Source organism: Streptomyces sp. BBFR25 (assembly GCF_044590125.1).
In the GTDB taxonomy this organism is placed as follows: Bacteria; Actinomycetota; Actinomycetes; order Streptomycetales; family Streptomycetaceae; genus Streptomyces; species Streptomyces canus_D.
This window is the reverse complement of record NZ_CP172447.1, coordinates 4,604,532-4,622,012: the sequence shown is the minus strand read 5'-3', so window position 1 is coordinate 4,622,012 and position 17,481 is coordinate 4,604,532. Positions and strand designations below refer to the sequence as shown.

10 protein-coding genes and 1 tRNA gene are annotated in these 17,481 nt (G+C 72.2%); 1 reads left to right on the top strand and 10 read right to left on the bottom strand.

What is annotated here, in order from left to right:
- Positions 1-73 precede the first annotated feature (73 nt).
- Positions 74-1,618 (top strand): AMP-binding protein, encoded by a 1,545-nt coding sequence (locus tag ACGH52_RS21060; RefSeq protein WP_399941444.1) that lies wholly within the window; start codon positions 74-76, stop codon positions 1,616-1,618.
- 58 nt (positions 1,619-1,676) lie between these two features.
- Here the strand turns inward: ACGH52_RS21060 and ACGH52_RS21055 are convergent.
- The 10 genes from ACGH52_RS21055 to ACGH52_RS21010 all read right to left on the bottom strand — a co-directional run bounded on the left by ACGH52_RS21055 (position 1,677) and on the right by ACGH52_RS21010 (position 17,419).
- Positions 1,677-1,750: transfer RNA gene (locus tag ACGH52_RS21055), tRNA-Thr, on the bottom strand.
- 104 nt (positions 1,751-1,854) lie between these two features.
- Positions 1,855-3,474 carry an alpha/beta hydrolase gene (locus tag ACGH52_RS21050; protein ID WP_399941441.1) on the bottom strand — a complete coding sequence of 540 codons (1,620 nt, stop codon included), beginning with the start codon at positions 3,472-3,474 and terminating at the stop codon, positions 1,855-1,857.
- 111 nt (positions 3,475-3,585) lie between these two features.
- Positions 3,586-4,791 (bottom strand): DNA polymerase III subunit delta', encoded by a 1,206-nt coding sequence (locus ACGH52_RS21045; RefSeq protein WP_210974270.1) that lies wholly within the window; start codon positions 4,789-4,791, stop codon positions 3,586-3,588.
- 172 nt (positions 4,792-4,963) lie between these two features.
- The gene (tmk, locus tag ACGH52_RS21040; RefSeq protein WP_399941438.1) at positions 4,964-8,197 is read right to left on the bottom strand and encodes a dTMP kinase; all 3,234 of its coding nucleotides are present in this window, start codon (positions 8,195-8,197) and stop codon (positions 4,964-4,966) included.
- Between the two features lie 156 nt (positions 8,198-8,353).
- Positions 8,354-11,212, bottom strand: a complete 2,859-nt coding sequence (gene topA, locus ACGH52_RS21035; protein ID WP_399941436.1) for a type I DNA topoisomerase — start codon at positions 11,210-11,212, stop codon at positions 8,354-8,356.
- A 268-nt stretch (positions 11,213-11,480) separates the two neighbouring features.
- Entirely contained in the window at positions 11,481-11,678 is a 198-nt protein-coding gene (locus ACGH52_RS21030) for a hypothetical protein (RefSeq protein WP_059301689.1), read from the bottom strand.
- A gap of 212 nt (positions 11,679-11,890) precedes the next feature.
- Positions 11,891-13,408: a class I SAM-dependent methyltransferase gene (locus ACGH52_RS21025; protein ID WP_210974273.1), complete on the bottom strand. Its 1,518-nt coding sequence runs from the start codon at positions 13,406-13,408 to the stop codon at positions 11,891-11,893.
- A gap of 62 nt (positions 13,409-13,470) precedes the next feature.
- Positions 13,471-14,061 carry a hypothetical protein gene (locus ACGH52_RS21020; protein ID WP_059301691.1) on the bottom strand — a complete coding sequence of 197 codons (591 nt, stop codon included), beginning with the start codon at positions 14,059-14,061 and terminating at the stop codon, positions 13,471-13,473.
- 217 nt (positions 14,062-14,278) lie between these two features.
- Entirely contained in the window at positions 14,279-16,684 is a 2,406-nt protein-coding gene (locus tag ACGH52_RS21015; RefSeq protein WP_399941431.1) for a sodium-translocating pyrophosphatase, read from the bottom strand.
- A gap of 303 nt (positions 16,685-16,987) precedes the next feature.
- Positions 16,988-17,419: an ATP-binding protein gene (locus tag ACGH52_RS21010; RefSeq protein ID WP_121702991.1), complete on the bottom strand. Its 432-nt coding sequence runs from the start codon at positions 17,417-17,419 to the stop codon at positions 16,988-16,990.
- Positions 17,420-17,481: the final 62 nt, after the last annotated feature.

Genomic DNA, 17,481 nt, shown 5'->3' with positions numbered 1-17,481 from the left:
AACGGTCGTGGACGTCATGAAGAGCCCGCCCATAGCGTCGAAGCACCACGGACGCGAACGAGGGAGACAGGCGATGAGCCGGCGGCACAGCACCACGGAGACGCGTTTTCGCACCTACGCGGAGGCCGTCCTCGACGGCCTGGCCGACTCGCCGTCCCGGGCGGTCGTGACGACCGCCGAGGGAACGGTGATCAGCGCGGGGAGGTTACGCGACCATGTCTACCGGCTCGGCGGGGAACTGGAGCGGCGCGGGGTGGGCCGGGGCGCCACGATCGGGCTGCTCACCAGCAACAGCGCCGACGGCCTTGCCGCCCGCTACGCCGCCAACCTGACCGGTGCGCGGGTGGTCGTTCTCTACGAGGGCATGAGCGCATCGGTCATGGCGCGCATTCTGGCGAGCGTGGACGGCTCCCTCCTGCTGGTGGACGACCAGCGCCACGAGGTGGCACGGGAGTTGCTGCCGCTGCCCGGTGTTCCTCCGGTGCTGTCCCTGGGCCCGAGCGACTTCGCCGAGGACGTACTGGCCGCGGCCGCCCGGCATCCGGTGCGCCCGACGGCAGCTCCGGTGGGTCCGGACGACGACTGGCGCATCGGCTACACCGGCGGAACCACCGGCGTCCCCAAGGGCATCCGAATGAGCCACGGCTCCTACCGACGCAGCCTCGAGCGACGGCTCACCGGCGCCGGGGACCCGCCCCGCTTCCTGGCCTGCACCTCGCTCGCCCATCTCGCCGGGATCTTCGCCGACGCCGCTCTCCTGGAGGGCGGGTCGGTCGTCCTGCGGCACGACTTCGAGCCCGGGGAGGTGCTGGCCACGATCGAGCGCGAGCGCATCACCCACACCTGGCTGCTGCCGCCCTTGCTGTACCGGCTGCTGGACCACCCGGACGTGTCCGGCACGGACCTGTCCAGCCTGACCCGCGTCAGCTACGGAGGCACCGCCGCCGCACCGACGCGACTACGGCAGGCGGCCGAGTCGCTGGGCCCCGTGCTGTACGGCTTGTACGGCCAGGCCGAGGCGCAGCTCATCTCGGAGACGGGCCCCGACGAGCAGGAGCTGACCGGCCGCGAGGGTCACCCGACGGTCGGCCGGGCGGTGCCCGGCGTCGAGATCGTCGTACAGGACACCGACGGCACCGTCCTCGCGCCCGGGACACCGGGCGAAGTGCTGGTGCGCTCGCCCTACGTGATGCAGGGCTACTGGAAGCAGCCCGAGCTGACCCGTGAGGTACTGCGCGACGGCTGGGTGCACACGGGGGACGTCGGCTACCTCGACGAGGACGGCTATCTCTACATCGTGGACCGGATCAAGGAGATGATCGTGGTCGTCGGAGGCCATGTCTATCCGGCGGAACTGGAGGCCCTGCTCCTGCACCACCCATCCGTCGCCCAGTGCACGGTCTTCGGCATCCGGGACCAGGAGTCGCTGGAGCACGTCCACGCCGCCGTGGTGCCCACCCCGGGACACGAGCCGACCCTCGATGAGCTACGCGCCTTCGTCACCGCCCACAAGGGACGCCTCTACGCCCCCGAGGCCGTGCACCTGGTCCCCGCCATCCCTCTGACCACGGTCGGCAAGCCGGACAAGCGACGACTGCGGTCCCTGCTGACGGCCTGACACCGCTCCACGAAACAAGAAGACCAGGCCGGTCAACACCCGGCCTGGTCTCCGTCAGAGCCGCCTTCGGGATTCGAACCCGAGACCTACGCATTACGAGTGCGTTGCTCTGGCCATCTGAGCTAAGGCGGCGCGCCGTGCACCCATGGTGCGATCAGCAACGTCGGTAAGTCTACACAGTTTCCCGGGGTGCTCCGAACCCGCCCCGGAGGCATGGGCGCCGGGGCGGGTGGGGGCTACGAGCAGCGCTTGCCGTCGTCCGGGGCGGTGCCGCGCAGGAGGTAGGTGTTGATCGCCGAGTCGATGCAGGTGCTGCCGCGGCCGTAGGCGGTGTGGCCGTCGCCCTCGTAGGTGAGGAGGCGGCCGGAGGAGAGCTGGTCGGAGAGGGCCTCGGCCCAGCGGTACGGGGTGGCCGGGTCGCGGGTGGTGCCGACGACGACGATCGGGGTGGCGCCGGCCGCCTCGATGCGGTGCGGCTCCCCCGTGGGCTTCACCGGCCAGTACGCGCAGTTCAGGGAGGACCAGGCGAGGCCCTCGCCGAAGACCGGGGAGGCCTTCTCGAACTCGGGGAGGGCGGCGCGCACCTCGTCCGGGGAGGAGAAGGCGGCAGGGAGGTCGAGGCAGTTCACGGCGGCGTTGGCGAACATCAGGTTGCTGTAGCCGCCGTCGGCCTCGCGCTCGTAGTAGCTGTCGGAGAGGACCAGGAGGCCCGCGCCGTCCTTTTCCTTGATCGCCGAGGTGAGGGACTCGCGCAGCTGCTGCCAGGCGCCCTCGTCGTACATCGCCGCGATCACGCCGGTGGTGGCGAGGGACTCGGTGAGCTTGCGGCCGTCGGCGTCTCCGGCGGAGAGAGGCTTCGCGTCCAGGTCGTCGAAGAAGGACTTGAGGTTCTTGCCGACCTGGTCGGGGCTGGTGCCCTTGTCGCCGAGGGGGCAGTCCGGCTGCCGTACGCAGTCCTTCGCGAAGGACTGGAACGCCGTCTCGAAGCCCTCCGTCTGCTCCAGGTTCAGGCGGCGGGCGGGCAGGGAGGGGTCCATCGCGCCGTCCAGGACCAGGCGGCCCGCCCGGTGCGGGAACAGGCCGGCGTAGGTCGCGCCCAGGAACGTGCCGTACGACGCTCCGACGTAGGTCAGCTTCTCGTCGCCCAGCACCGCGCGCAGGACGTCCATGTCGCGCGCCGCCTCGACCGTCGAGACGTGGCGCAGCAGCTTCGGCGCGTCGGCTCCGCAGCCCTCGGCGAACTCCTTGTACTCGTCGACCAGCCCGTCCGTCTCGCCCGCGTCGTCCGGGGTGACGTCGGTCTGCGTGTACGCGTCCATCTCGCGGCCGTCCAGGCACTCGACGGGCTCGCTGCGGGCCACGCCCCGCGGGTCGACCGCCACCATGTCGTACTGGGCGCGGACCTTCGCCGGGTAGCCGATGCCCGCGTACTGCTGGAGGTAGCCGATCGCCGAGCCTCCCGGTCCGCCCGGGTTGACCAGCAGTGAGCCGAGCCGCTTGCCGGGGCCCGTGGCCTTCTTGCGGGCCACCGCGAGCCGTACGTCGCCCTCGCCCGGTTCGGCGTAGTCGAGCGGGGCCTTCATCGTGGCGCACTGGAAGCCGGGGACACCGCAGTCGCGCCAGCCGAGCTTCTGCTCGTAGTACGGCGACAGCTCGGAGGGCGTGGTCTTCGGCAGGGGGGCCAGGGTCGCCGTGGCCGCCTCCGTCGCGCCCACCGCCTGTGCCGCGGGGGATCCGGCGGACGTCGACGCGCCCCCGGCCGAGCAGGCGGTGGCGAGCAGCGTGGCGGCGAGCAGCGCGGCTCGGAATCGGGTGCCGGCGGTGCGGGTCCTGCGGTGGGTGCGCCTTGTGTGCATTCAGCTAGCGTAACTCTCCGCCACCATGTCGTTGCGTTGCGTGGTTCGCGTGCCCCGTACGTGTTACCGCGTCAACCCGGCGCGGCTCCCGACACGGCCACCGGTGCGCGCTCAGCCCGATCTGAGCGCCATCGTCATCGCCTCCACGGCCAGCAGCGGGGGCACGTTGCGGTCGAGGGCCTCCCCGCAGGCGGCGACCGCCTCGATGCGGCGCAGTGTGGACTCGGGGGTGCTGCCGCGGGCGAGCCGCTCCAGGGCGTCCTCGGCGTCGGCGTTGGCGATCGCCACGCGGGAGCCGAGCTGGAGCGCGAGGACGTCGCGGTAGAAGCCGGTCAGCTCGCTCAGGGCGAGATCGAGGCTGTTGCGCTGGGTGCGCGCCTTGCGGCGTTTCTGGTCGGCCTCCAGGTCCTTCATCACGCCGGCCGTGCCGCGCGGGAGCCGGCCGCCCTGGGCCGCGCCCAGCGCCGCCTTCAGCTCCTCGGTCTCCTTGGCGTCCATCTCCTCGGCGAGCTGCTTGGCGTCCTCCGCCGCGGCGTCTACCAGCTCCTGGGCCGCCTTGAGGGCGCCGCCGACGTCCTCGACCCGCAGCGGCAGCTTCAGCACGGCGGCCCGGCGGTCCCGGGCGGCCTTGTCGGTGGCCAGGCGGCGGGCGCGGTCGATGTGGCCCTGGGTGGCGCGGGCCGCCGCGGCGGCGACGTCCGGTTCGATGCCCTCGCGCCGTACGAGCATGTCGGCGACGGCCTCGACGGAGGGCGTGCGCAGGTTCAGGTGGCGGCAGCGGGAACGGATGGTGGGCAGGACGTCCTCGACGGAGGGGGCGCACAGCAGCCAGACGGTGCGCGGCGCCGGTTCCTCCACGGCCTTCAGCACGGCGTTGGCCGACTTCTCGTTCAGCCGCTCGGCCTCCTCGACGAGGATGATCTGCCAGCGGCCGTTCGCGGGTGAGGTGAACGACTTGCGGACGGTGTCCCGCATGTCCTGGGCGCGGATCTCGGCGCCCATGGCGACCACGGTGCTGACGTCCGCGTGGGTGCCGACCAGCGCCGTGTGGCATCCGTCGCAGAAGCCGCAGCCGGGGACGCCGCCGAGGGCGCGGTCGGGGCTCACGCACTGCAGCGCGGCGGCGAACGCCCGGGCCGTCTGGGCCACGCCGGAGCCGGGCGGGCCGGTGAACAGCCAGGCGTGCGTCATGCTCGTCGCCTGCGGCAGCGGGCCCTCGCCCGCGACCGCGGTGACGAAGGCGTCGGCGTCCCGGGCAGCGGCGGCGAGTGGCTCGCACACCTTCTCCTGCCCGACGAGGTCGTCCCACACGGTCATGGGTCACGCCGTCCTTCCGTCACACCGGGCCGACCGCACCGAGCGGCCGCGCCGATCCCTTCGCGACCTCCATTGTGCGGGGCGGCACTGACAACGCGGCGGGGCCGCCGGGGCACGCACGGCCCCGGCGGCCCCTCCCGGCGGTTCCGGTGCTCGGCGTCGTCCCCGGCGCTCAGCGTCGTCCCCGGCCCCTGCCCCGGCCATCTCGGCCGTCGTCGTCGCGGCCGTCCTCGCGCTCGTCGTGCGGCCCCAGCAGCTCGTCCGCCAGCGTCGGCAGGTCGTCCAGCGGCGTCTCCTCGGCCCAGTCGGAGCGGCGCCTGCGGGACGGCGGTGCCTCGTCGGGGTCGATCTGGGGCAGCTCGCGCGTGCGGTCCTGGGCGTCCTCGGCCGGACCCTCCTCCCGGAAGTAGCCCGGCGGAACCCGGTCGGCGGGGTCGTCCCCGCGTACGGGCGGCAGGACGGCCGTCTCGTCGGGGTCCCGCGGCTCCACCGCCGGAAGCACCGCCGTCTCGTCCGCCGCGCCGGACGGCACCGGCGGCTTGGGCAGCTCGGTCGTCACCTCGGACTCGGACTCGCCGGACGCCCGGCCGCCGTCCTTCGCCTCGTCGGCCCGGTCGTCGTCGGGCGTGTCCCGGACCGGCCGCAGTACGGCCGTGTCCTCCACCGGGCCGCCGGAGGCGTTGGTCGGGGTCACGATCGGGGTCGGCACCGTCGCCGCGTCGGTGGGGGCCGAGGCGGCCGGCTCCGGACGGGGCGCGTCCGCCGCCGCGGGGGCCGCCGACTTGGGACCGGCCGCGGCCGCGGCCGCCGCCTGCTCCGCCGCCCGGCGTGCCTCCTCGGCCCGCAGCAGGGCCTCCTCGGCCTTGCGCTGCTTCTCCAGGCGCCGGGCCTCCGCCTCGGCGCGCAGCCGCTCCTCCTCCTCGGCCTGCTTGCGGCGCCGCTCCTCCTCGGCCCGCAGCCGTGCCTCCTCCTCGGCGCGCGCCTTCTCCTCCGCGAGGAGCCGGGCCCGCTCCTCCTCGGCCTTGCGGCGGGCTTCCTCGGCCCGCTGCCTGGCCTCCTCGGCCTGCCGCTCGGCCTCGCGCCGCTGCGCCTCCTCCAGCTCGCGGCGCTTGCGCTCCTCCTCCTCGGCGCGCACCCGCGCTTCCTCTTCGAGGCGCTCGCGCTCCAGGCGCTCCTCCTCGGCCTTGCGGGCGGCCTCTTCCTCGGCCTTGCGGCGGGCTTCCTCCTCGGCCTTGCGGCGCGCCTCCTCCTGGGCCTTGATCTCGGCCTCGGACAGCGGCAGCACCTGGTCGAGCCGGTGGCGTACGACGGTGGTGACGGCCTCCGGCTCCTGACCGGCGTCCACGACGAGGTAGCGCCCGGGGTCGGCGGCGGCCAGGGTGAGGAAACCGGAGCGCACGCGCGCGTGGAACTCGGCGGGCTCCGACTCCAGCCGGTCCGGCGCCTCGGTGAACCGCTCGCGCGCGGCCTCCGGCGACACGTCCAGCAGGACGGTCAGGTGCGGTACGAGCCCGTGGGTGGCCCAGCGGTTGATGCGGGCGATCTCGGTCGGCGACAGGTCGCGTCCGGCGCCCTGGTAGGCGACCGAGGAGTCGATGTAGCGGTCGGAGATGACCACGGCGCCGCGCTCCAGGGCGGGCCGGACCACGGTGTCGACGTGCTCCGCGCGGTCGGCGGCGTACAGCAGGGCCTCCGCGCGGTGCGACAGTCCGGCGCTGGAGACGTCCAGCAGGATGGAGCGCAGGCGCTTGCCGACCGGGGTCGCCCCGGGCTCGCGGGTGAGCACGACCTCGTGGCCCTTGCCGCGGATCCACTCGGCGAGAGCCTCGGCCTGGGTCGACTTCCCGGCGCCGTCGCCGCCCTCCAGGGCGATGAAGAAACCGGTCGCGGCGGGCGTCGGCACCGGGTCGTCGCCGCCGAGCAGCGCGTCCCGCAGGTCGTGCCGCAGCGGCACGCCGGAGCGGTCGTCGACCTTGGCCAGGACCAGCGCGGCCAGCGGCAGCAGCAGGGCGCCGAGCAGCATCAGGACGAACGCGGCGCCGCCGTGGGCGAAGACGAACTTGCCGTTCTCCAGCCGGTGCGGTCCGATCGCGGCGGCCACGACAGGACCGACGACCGCGCCGAGCGCCACGTAGACCCGGACGACCGCGTGCAGGTGCTCGGTGGTCCGTGCCCGGCGGTGGTCCTCGGTCTCCTGGTCGAGCAGCGCGTGCCCGGTGTTCGCGGCCACGCCCGCGCCGGCACCGGCCAGCACGAGGAGCAGCAGCACGGTGGTGTCGTCCGGGACGAGTCCGGCGGCCAGCAGGGTGACACCGGCGAAGGCGATGGCCAGGGCGAGCAGCCGTCGGCGGGACAGGGAGGGCAGCAGGGCGGGGGCGGTGCGGATGCCGACGACGACGCCGCCGGTCAGCGCGGCCACCGTCAGCCCGTACAGCACGGGGCCGCCGCCCAGGTCCTTGGCGTGCAGCACCGCCACGGCGACCGTGGCGGCCACCACCGCGGCGACCGCTGCGCAGGCGAACACCAGCAGCGGGAGCGCTCCGGTGCGGCCCTTGTCGACACCGCCGCCGCTCTTGGGGCGGCGCAGGCCCTCGAGCGGCGACCGCGCGCGCGGGGTGCGCAGCGCGGGCAGCTCCAGGAAGCTCAGCACGGACAGGGACGCGGCGAACAGCCCGGCCGCCACGTACGAGCCGAGCGCCGCCTGGTGCTCGGCGAACCAGTCGACGCCGGCGCCCAGAAGGTTGTTCAGGAGCCCCGCGACGACCAGGACGGCGGCCGCGAGGGGGATCGCCACGAAGCTCGTGCGCAGCGACAGGCGGCGCAGCGCGTCCATGTGGTCCGGCAGCGGCCGTACCGTCGCGCCCTCCAGGGGCGGGGCGGGCAGCAGCGCCGGGGCCGCGCTCTCCCGGCACACCGTCCAGAAGCGCTCGGCGACGCCGGTGACGAAGACGGTCACCAGGAGGACGGCGAGCGCGTCGTCGGGCGTCCAGTCGATCCACAGCGGCGCGACGATCAGCAGCGCGGCCCGCAGCCCGTCGGCGCCGACCATGGTCCAGCGCCGGTCGAGCGGGCCGTCCTGCGAGGTGAGTGAGGTCAGGGGCCCGAGCAGGACGGCGCCGAAGAGCAGCGTCGCCAGGATGCGGACGCCGAAAACGGTCGCCACTGCGAACGCCACGCCCCGGTATCCCCCGCCGAACGAGCCCGCGCCGATCGCGGCCTGCACGGCGAGGAGGACCAGCACCAGCAGGGCGAGGATGTCGCCGACACCCCCCACGAGCTGTGCGCTCCACAAACGCCTCAGCTGCGGACGGCGCAGCAGGGCGCGGACGGCGCGCTCGCGGGAGTCCGCGACCAGGGCGTCGTCCGGGGCGGGGTGAGGGGCCGTTGGCTGCTCGGCTCGCGTCATGCGTTCAGCCTATCGGTCGCCGCCGACAGTCCGGTGGGCGCGGGCGAACGTACGCACGCCCCGACACCGAAATGATGCCGGGGCGTTCGTTTTGCGAAGAGCGTGCACGGCGCGCAAGGGGCGCCGCTCAGCGGTTCGGGGGTTTCTGAGCGGGGCTCAGTCCTCCGACGCCTTCGAAGCGGCGGTCTTCCCGGCCGCCGTCTTGGCGGTCGTCTTCTTCGCCGTGCTCTTGGCGGCGGTCTTCTTGGCCGTCGTGGTCTTCGCGGCGGCCGTCTTCTTGGTCGCCGCGGCCTTCTTGGCCGGGGCCTTCTTGGCGGCCGTCTTCTTCACGGCCTTCTTCGCCGTCTTCTTGGCGGGCCCCTTGGCGCGCTTCTCGGCCAGCAGCTCGTAACCCCGCTCGGGCGTGATCTCCTCGACGCTGTCGCCGGAGCGCAGGGTCGCGTTGGTCTCGCCGTCGGTGACGTAGGGCCCGAAGCGGCCGTCCTTGACGACGACGGGCTTCTCGCTGACCGGGTCGGTGCCCAGCTCCTTCAGCGGCGGCTTGGCCGCGGCCCGGCCACGCTGCTTGGGCTGGGCGTAGATCGCCAGCGCCTCCTCCAGCGTGATGTCGAAGAGCTGCTCCTCGGTCTGGAGGGACCGCGAGTCCGTGCCCTTCTTCAGGTACGGGCCGTAGCGGCCGTTCTGCGCGGTGATCTCCACGCCCTCCGCGTCGGCGCCGACGACACGCGGCAGCGACATGAGCCGCAGGGCGTCGTCGAGGGTCACCGTGTCCAGCGACATCGACTTGAACAGCGAGGCGGTGCGCGGCTTCACGGCGTTCTTGCCGGTCTTCGGGGTGCCCTCGGGCAGCACCTCGGTGACGTACGGGCCGTAGCGGCCGTCCTTGGCGACGATGGCGTGGCCGGTGGCCGGGTCGGTGCCCAGCTCGAAGTCGCCGCTCGGCTTGGCGAGCAGTTCCTCCGCCAGCTCCACGGACAGCTCGTCCGGGGCCAGGTCCTCGGGGACGTCGGCGCGCTGGTGGTTCTCGGCGTCCTTCTCACCGCGCTCGACGTAGGGGCCGTAGCGGCCGACGCGCAGCACGATGTCGTTGCCGACGGGGAAGGAGGACACCTCGCGGGCGTCGATCGCGCCGAGGTCGGTGACCAGTTCCTTGAGGCCGCCGAGGTGGTCCCCGTCGCCGTTGCCCGCGTCGGCCGCGCCGCCGCCGCCCACGCCGCCGCCCTCGCCGAAGTAGAAGCGGCGCAGCCACGGCACCGACTGGGCCTCGCCGCGGGCGATGCGGTCGAGGTCGTCCTCCATCCTGGCGGTGAAGTCGTAGTCCACGAGCCGCCCGAAGTGCTTCTCCAGGAGGTTGACCACGGCGAAGGAGAGGAAGGACGGGACGAGGGCCGTGCCCTTCTTGAAGACGTAGCCGCGGTCCAGGATGGTGCCGATGATCGACGCGTACGTCGACGGGCGGCCGATCTCGCGCTCCTCCAGCTCCTTGACCAGCGACGCCTCGGTGTAGCGGGCCGGGGGCTTGGTGGCGTGGCCGTCGACCGTGATCTCCTCGGCCGTCAGCGCGTCGCCCTCGGCGACCTGCGGCAGGCGGCGCTCGCGGTCGTCCAGCTCGGCGTTCGGGTCGTCGGCGCCCTCGACGTAGGCCTTGAGGAAGCCGTGGAAGGTGATGGTCTTGCCGGAGGCGCTGAGCTCGACGTCCCGGCCGTCGGAGGCGGCGCCGCCGATCTTGACGGTGACGCTGTTGCCGGTCGCGTCCTTCATCTGGGAGGCGACGGTCCGCTTCCAGATCAGCTCGTACAGCTTGAACTGGTCGCCGGTCAGTCCGGTCTCGGCGGGCGTGCGGAAGCGGTCGCCGGAGGGGCGGATCGCCTCGTGCGCCTCCTGCGCGTTCTTGACCTTGCCGGCGTACGTGCGCGGCTGGGGCGGCAGGTAGTCGGCGCCGTACAGCTGCGTCACCTGGGCGCGGGCGGCGGAGACCGCCGTGTCGCTCAGGGTCGTGGAGTCCGTACGCATGTAGGTGATGTAGCCGTTCTCGTACAGCTTCTGGGCGACCTGCATGGTCGACTTCGCACCGAAGCCGAGCTTGCGCGAGGCCTCCTGCTGGAGCGTCGTCGTACGGAACGGGGCGTACGGCGAGCGGCGGTACGGCTTGGACTCGACCGAGCGGACGGCGAACCGCGTGTTCTCCAGCGCGGCGGCAAGCGCGCGGGCGTTCGCCTCGTCGAGGTGGAGGGTGTTCGCGCTCTTGATCTGCCCCAGGGAGTCGAAGTCGCGGCCCTGTGCGACACGCCGTCCGTCGACCGTCTGGAGGCGGGCGACCAGCGACGACGGGTCGGAGGCGTCTCCCGCGCGGCCGGTGGCGAAGGTGCCGGTGAGGTCCCAGTACTCGGCGGAGCGGAACGCGATGCGCTCGCGTTCCCGCTCGACGACGAGCCGGGTGGCGACGGACTGGACGCGGCCGGCCGACAGGCGCGGCATGACCTTCTTCCACAGGACCGGCGAAACCTCGTAGCCGTAGAGGCGGTCGAGGATGCGGCGGGTCTCCTGGGCGTCGACGAGCTTCTGGTTCAGCTCGCGCGGGTTGGCGACGGCGGCGCGGATCGCGTCCTTGGTGATCTCGTGGAACACCATGCGCTTGACCGGGATCTTCGGCTTGAGGACTTCCTGCAGGTGCCAGGCGATGGCCTCGCCCTCGCGGTCCTCATCGGTGGCGAGGAAGAGTTCGTCGGAGTCCTTCAGCAGGTCCTTGAGCTTCTTGACCTGGGACTTCTTGTCGGCGTTGACCACATAGATGGGCTGGAAGTCGTGTTCGACGTCCACCCCGAGGCGGCGCACCTCGCCGGTGTACTTCTCCGGTACCTCCGCCGCGCCGCTGGGAAGGTCGCGGATGTGCCCGACGCTCGCCTCGACGACGTAGCCAGGGCCGAGATAGCCCTTGATCGTCTTCGCCTTGGCGGGCGACTCGACGATGACGAGTCGTCGGCCGCCCTTCGCGGTCTCGCTGGTCGGGGACAACTTCGCTCTTCTCTCCGGTCGACGCTGGGCCTCCCCAGGCCGTGGTCCCGGGTCGGGTCGTTCTGTGTTTCGATCGTGACGCTGCGGAGTGTGACGGTACCTCCCGCCCCCGTGTCAAACGGGAAAAGCCCGCAACGGCCACTCGAACGGTAACCCGACGAACCCTGTTCCTGCCGCCCGGAGTGCCCACCTGCCCCGACGCACGTATCCGGAGCGCGATCCCCCGATTACCCGGGCGGCGCCCCGTCCGGGGTCCGGAACCGGCCGCTCACGCCTGCGTCAGACACCAGGCCCCGAGGGCCAGCGCGACCACGGCGGCGACGCTCGCGACGGTCACCGATGCGACGGGGCTCACACCGAGCGCGACGGGGCGGCCGTGCCGCACCCGCGTCGCGGTCCACACCAGCAGACCGGCCCCGAACAGGGCGAACACCACTCCCGCGAAGATCGCCGGCCCGCTCTCCATGGTCCCCGTGCCCCTTTTCTCCAGCCCGCGCGTGTCCAGCCTCCGGGAGGCTGTCACGCGCGGGCGGCGGACAGGCGAACCCGAGGTGAACGGGGAGCCGACGGACCCGCCGGATGCCGTCGGGCGTGGCCGGTCCCCCGTACGCCGGGCCGGGCGGGCGGTCACGGAAAAAGAAATGGGTGCGCGCACCCACGCCCGGCGGCCGGGCCGGGCTACGCCGGTTCGAGGAAGCCCTGCTCCACCAGCAGCCGGATCTGCGCGGGCGTACGGTCGCGCAGGGCCACCGGGTCCTCGCCGACCAGCTGGGCGATGGCGTCCAGGATGCGCCCCGCGCTCATGGTGCCGTCGCAGACGCCCGCGAAACCGGCCCCGACCGTGTCGACCCGGGTGGCCCGGCGCATGCCGCGGTTCTGGCGCAGGACGACGTGCTCCGGGTCCTCGGCGCCGGGCAGCCCGACCTGCTCCTGGACGACCTCGCCGGCCAGGGTGAAGTGCGCCTCCAGCAGGGCCGCGTCGTCGTGGGCACGCAGGTAGTCGACGCGGTCGAAGTGGGCGCGCACGGTCTCGCCGAGCGGCTGCTCGATCGGGTGCGGCCATTCCTCGGCGACGACGGAGGGCTCGGCGGCCCCGGTCCGGCGCAGCGTGATCCAGCCGAAGCCGACGGCCTTCACCTTGCGCGCCTCGAACTCGTCCAGCCACGCGTCGTACCGCGCCTGGTATTCGGCCGGGTCGGCGCGGTGGTCGCCCGCGTCCCGGAGCCACAGCTCGGCGTACTGGGTGACGTCCTGCACCTCGCGCTGCACGATCCAGGCGTCGCAGCCGCGTGGCACCCAGGAGCGCAGCCGGTCCGTCCAGTCCTCCCCCTCCACGTGCTGCCAGTTGGCGAGGAAGTGCGCGAACCCGCCCTCGTTCAGGCGCTCCCCCGTCTGCTGAACGAGCGAGCGGCACAGATCGTCCCCGCCCATCCCGCCGTCGCGGTAGGTGAGCCGGGCGCCGGGCGAGATCACGAACGGCGGGTTGGAGACGATGAGGTCGTACGTCTCGTCATCGGCGACCGGCTCGTACAGAGAGCCTTCGCGCAGGTCGGCGGCCGGGGCTCCGGACAGGGCGAGGGTGAGCGCGGCGATGTGCAGCGCGCGCGGGTTGACGTCGGTGGCCGTCACGCGCGTGGCGTGCGCGGCGGCGTGCAGCGCCTGGATGCCGGAGCCGGTGCCGAGGTCGAGGGCGGCGGAGACGGGGGTGCGGACGGTGAGGCCCGCCAGGGTCGTGGAGGCGCCGCCTACGCCGAGGACGACGCCCCGGGCGTGGCGGCCGATGCCACTGGCGCCGCCGACCGCGCAGCCGAGGTCGGAGACGATGAACCAGTCCTCGCCGTCAAGCCCGCCGTAGGGCCGTACGTCCACGGTGGCCGCGACCTCGTCGTCGCCCGCGCGGTCGAGCCATCCGCTCTCCAGGCAGGCGTCGACGGGCAGGACGTCCGCCACGCGCGCGTGGGGGACGGGTTGCTGGAGCAGAAACAGCCGGACGAGCAGTTCCAGCGGCGTGTCGCCGCGGGTCGCCCGTAGCGCGGGCACGGTCTCGCTGCGCGACAGCGCCGCGTACGCGGGGGCGCCGAGCAGCTCCAGCAGTCCGTCGGCGGTGAAGGACGCCCCGAGCAGGGCGTCCCGCAGCCGGGCGGTGACGTCGGGGCGGTCGGCGGAGGGCAGGGGGGACAGGCTGGCGTTACTCACACCCCCATTGTGGCCCGGCCGTCACCGCCCCGCCCCGCGTCCGCGTGGGGACGCCGGCCCCGTCAGCCCTCGGCGGCCGACGGCGTCACCGAGGCCGACTTGCAGCTGGGCTGCTCGGCCATCGCCTTGCCGACGTCGCCCTCCTCCAGGGTCTTCAGCGCGTTGCTGCCGCTCTTGCTGAGCTTGTTCAGCTCGGTGGCGATGTCCTTGAGGCCGTCGGCGAACTTGGCCTGGTCCTTGGTGTCGAGTTCCTCCACCTGCTTGCGCAGGGAGGCGTACGACGAGGAGAGGCCGTTCAGCTCGGTGACCGCGTCCTTCTGCTTCTTCTCGCCGTCGTCGACGTCCGGGGGCCCGGCCTTCTGGACGGTGGCGCCCATCGCCTTGTAGGCGTCGGACATGTCCTGGAACGCCTTCGCGTCGGTCTTCTGGACCTCGGCGGGGGTGCTGTTGTCCGTGGTCTCCTTCTGGATCGCCGCGTTGGCCGCCTCGATCTTCTTGGCCTGCGGCTGCACGCCCTGGCAGACGTCCTTGGCCCAGGAGTCCAGCTTCTCGTTGTCGTCGCTGCTGCTGCATCCCGTCAGCGCCAGTACCAGTACCGCACCGCCGGACAGTGCGGCCGCGAGCTTCTTGTTCACCGGATTGGTCCCTTCCATGGCTCTCGGCCCCGGAACATACACGCCGGATGGAGGACATCCACCGGACGAACATCCGTTAAGACCGTATTGAAGCCATTTGCACCAAGAGAGAGAAGGCTCACGGTGACGGATGCGCGCACGCACGCGACGGGCGGACGGCGCGTCAACACGCGCCGTCCGCCCGTCCTTTGGACAAGGCCCCGCAAGAGGCCCTACGGCGGCCCCGCAGCGGAGTTCACGAAACCACCGCCGGATCGGCCGACTTGGGTTCCGGATCGGAGTCGTCCTCGTCGCCCATGGCGATCCCGCGCCGCTTGGACACGTAGACCGCCGCCGCGATGACGACGAACGCGACGACGGCGATCAGCACCCGTACGCCGACGCTCTTGTCGGCGCCGTACGAGAACTTGATGACCGCGGGGGCGATGAGCAGGGCCACCAGGTTCATGACCTTCAGCAGCGGGTTGATCGCCGGGCCCGCGGTGTCCTTGAACGGGTCGCCGACCGTGTCGCCGATCACGGTGGCGGCGTGGGCCTCGCTGCCCTTGCCGCCGTAGTGGCCGTCCTCGACGAGTTTCTTGGCGTTGTCCCAGGAACCGCCCGAGTTGGCGAGGAACACCGCCATCAGCGTGCCGGCGCCGATCGCGCCCGCCAGGAACGCGCCGAGCGCGCCCACGCCGAGCGTGAACCCGATGAAGATGGGCGCCATCACGGCGAGCAGACCGGGCGTGGCGAGTTCCCGCAGGGCGTCCCTGGTACAGATGTCGACGACCTTGCCGTACTCGGGTTTCTCGCTGTAGTCCATGATTCCGGGCCGTTCCCGGAACTGCCGGCGCACCTCGTAGACCACCGCGCCCGCCGACCGCGACACCGCGTTGATCGCCAGCCCCGAGAAGAGGAAGACGACCGCCGCTCCGGCGATGAGCCCGACGAGGTTGTTGGGCTGTGAGATGTCCATCATCAGGGTCATCGGCGCGCCCTCGCCGCTGAGTTTCTCGCCCACGTCCGCCGCGCCGGTGGTGATGGCGTCGCGGTACGACCCGAACAGGGCCGCGGCGGCGAGTACGGCGGTGGCGATGGCGATGCCCTTGGTGATGGCCTTGGTGGTGTTGCCGACCGCGTCCAGATCGGTGAGCACCTGGGCGCCGGCGCCCTCGACGTCGCCGGACATCTCGGCGATGCCCTGCGCGTTGTCGGAGACCGGCCCGAAGGTGTCCATGGCGACGATGACGCCGACCGTGGTGAGCAGGCCGGTGCCGGCCAGCGCCACCGCGAACAGCGCCAGCATGATCGACGTACCGCCGAGCAGGAAGGCCCCGTAGACACCGAGACCGATCAACAGGGCGGTGTAGACGGCGGATTCGAGACCGAGCGAGATCCCGGCGAGGACGACGGTGGCGGGACCGGTGAGCGAGCTCTTGCCGATGTCCTTGACGGGGCGTCTGGTGGTCTCGGTGAAGTAGCCGGTGAGCTGCTGGATCAGGGCGGCGAGCACGATGCCGATCGCGACCGCAACGAGCGCGAGGATCCGCGGGTCGCCGTCCCGGCCGGCGATCGCCGCGTCGGTGACGCCGTCCAGTTCCGAGTACTTGCCGGGCAGGTAGACGAAGACGGCGACCGCCACCAGCACCAGCGAGATCACCGCGGAGATGAAGAAACCCCGGTTGATCGCGCTCATGCCGCTGCGGTCGGACCGCCGGGGCGCCACGGCGAAGATGCCGATCATCGCCGTGAGCACGCCGATCGCCGGGACCAGCAGCGGGAACGCCAGCCCGGAGTCGCCGAAGGCCACCTTGCCGAGGATCAGCGCGGCCACCAGGGTGACCGCGTACGACTCGAAGAGGTCGGCCGCCATGCCCGCGCAGTCGCCGACGTTGTCGCCCACGTTGTCGGCGATGGTCGCGGCATTGCGCGGATCGTCCTCCGGGATGCCCTTCTCGACCTTGCCGACCAGGTCGGCGCCGACGTCGGCGGCCTTGGTGAAGATGCCGCCGCCGACGCGCATGAACATCGCGATCAGCGCGGCACCGAGGCCGAAACCCTCCAGGACCTTCGGCGCGTCGGCCGCGTACACCAGCACCACGCAGCAGGCACCCAGCAGGCCGAGCCCCACCGTGAACATGCCGACGACGCCGCCCGTACGAAACGCGATCTTCGTCGCTTTGTGCGAGACGAGAGTGAGATCCTTTTCCGGTTCGCCGGGGGCCGGTGTCGCTTCCCGCGCCGCCGCGGCGACGCGCACATTGCTGCGCACGGCGAGCCACATACCGATATAGCCGGTGGCCGCCGAGAACGCCGCGCCGATCAGGAAGAAGATCGAACGTCCGGCCCGTTGATTCCAGTCGTCCGCGGGCAGCAGCATGAGCAGGAAGAACACGACGACGGCGAATACGCCGAGTGTGCGCAACTGCCGGGCCAGGTAGGCGTTCGCGCCTTCCTGGACGGCCGCCGCGATCTCCTTCATGCTGTCGGTTCCCTCGCCCGCCGCGAGCACCTGGCGCACCAGGACACCGGCGAGCACCAGCGCGGCCAGGGCGACGACCGCGATGACCGCGACCAGGGCGCGGTTCGAGTCGGTCAGCACGGCGGCTGCGAGGTGGGAGGGATCGCCCAACTGATGAGGGGTGGAAAGCTCCGCCATTCGTCCTCCTTGACGCTTGGGCTGAGCTCAAGATGTGGACGGGATTGTAGGTACCGGAAGCTGATCAAAACAGTGCACGACAAATGGAATTGACCTGTCAACCGCAAGGGGGCCAGAAGTAGTAATGCCCCTCCGGCATTAATCCCGTGATCAATTCTCGGGTGATTGATCGTGAAGGAATTCACTTGGCGCGCGCACGACCCCAATGCACGACCCCAATGCACGATCCCAATGTATGTCCGCACATGACAGAGGGCCCCACCAGGTGGGGCCCTCTGGGTGATGCGGGGGTCGGCGCGGGGATCAGACCGGCGGCAGCACCGCCGGCGCGGTCGGCCAGGTCATGCGGATCAGCCCGCCGCCCTCGCCCGCCGTGACCTCCACGTCGTCGACGAGTCCGCTGATGACCGCGAGGCCCATCTGGTCCTCCTCGGCATCCAGTGCGTCGGCGGCGTCCCCGGAGGTCTTCATCCCGGGGACCGCGTGCGGCGCCTCGTCGCCGACCTCGATGGAGAACTGCTTCTCCTCCTCGATCAGCGCCACCTTGACCGGCGCCGTGATGCCGACATGCTGATGCAGGCCCACGGCCCGGGTGCAGGCCTCGCCGACGGCGAGCCTGACCTCGTCGAGGACGGCCTCGTCCACTCCGGCCCTGCGCGCCACCGCCGCCGCCACCAGACGGGCGGTGCGGACGTGCTCAGGCAGCGCGCTGAAGCGGAGTTCGACGGTGGCCATGCATCCCCCTCGGAACTACGGGCGTGCTTTCGAGGGTCCGGGCCGCCGACAGCCCGGACCCC

Excerpts from the sequence above, each read along its gene's own strand:
- ACGH52_RS21060 (WP_399941444.1), top strand. The coding sequence starts at position 74 with ATGAGCCGGCGGCACAGCACCACGGAGACGCGTTTTCGCACCTACGCG.
- ACGH52_RS21050 (WP_399941441.1), bottom strand. The coding sequence starts at position 3,474 with ATGCACACAAGGCGCACCCACCGCAGGACCCGCACCGCCGGCACCCGA.
- ACGH52_RS21045 (WP_210974270.1), bottom strand. The coding sequence starts at position 4,791 with ATGACCGTGTGGGACGACCTCGTCGGGCAGGAGAAGGTGTGCGAGCCA.
- tmk (WP_399941438.1), bottom strand. The coding sequence starts at position 8,197 with ATGACGCGAGCCGAGCAGCCAACGGCCCCTCACCCCGCCCCGGACGAC.
- ACGH52_RS21030 (WP_059301689.1), bottom strand. The coding sequence starts at position 11,678 with ATGGAGAGCGGGCCGGCGATCTTCGCGGGAGTGGTGTTCGCCCTGTTC.
- ACGH52_RS21020 (WP_059301691.1), bottom strand. The coding sequence starts at position 14,061 with ATGGAAGGGACCAATCCGGTGAACAAGAAGCTCGCGGCCGCACTGTCC.
- ACGH52_RS21015 (WP_399941431.1), bottom strand. The coding sequence starts at position 16,684 with ATGGCGGAGCTTTCCACCCCTCATCAGTTGGGCGATCCCTCCCACCTC.
- ACGH52_RS21010 (WP_121702991.1), bottom strand. The coding sequence starts at position 17,419 with ATGGCCACCGTCGAACTCCGCTTCAGCGCGCTGCCTGAGCACGTCCGC.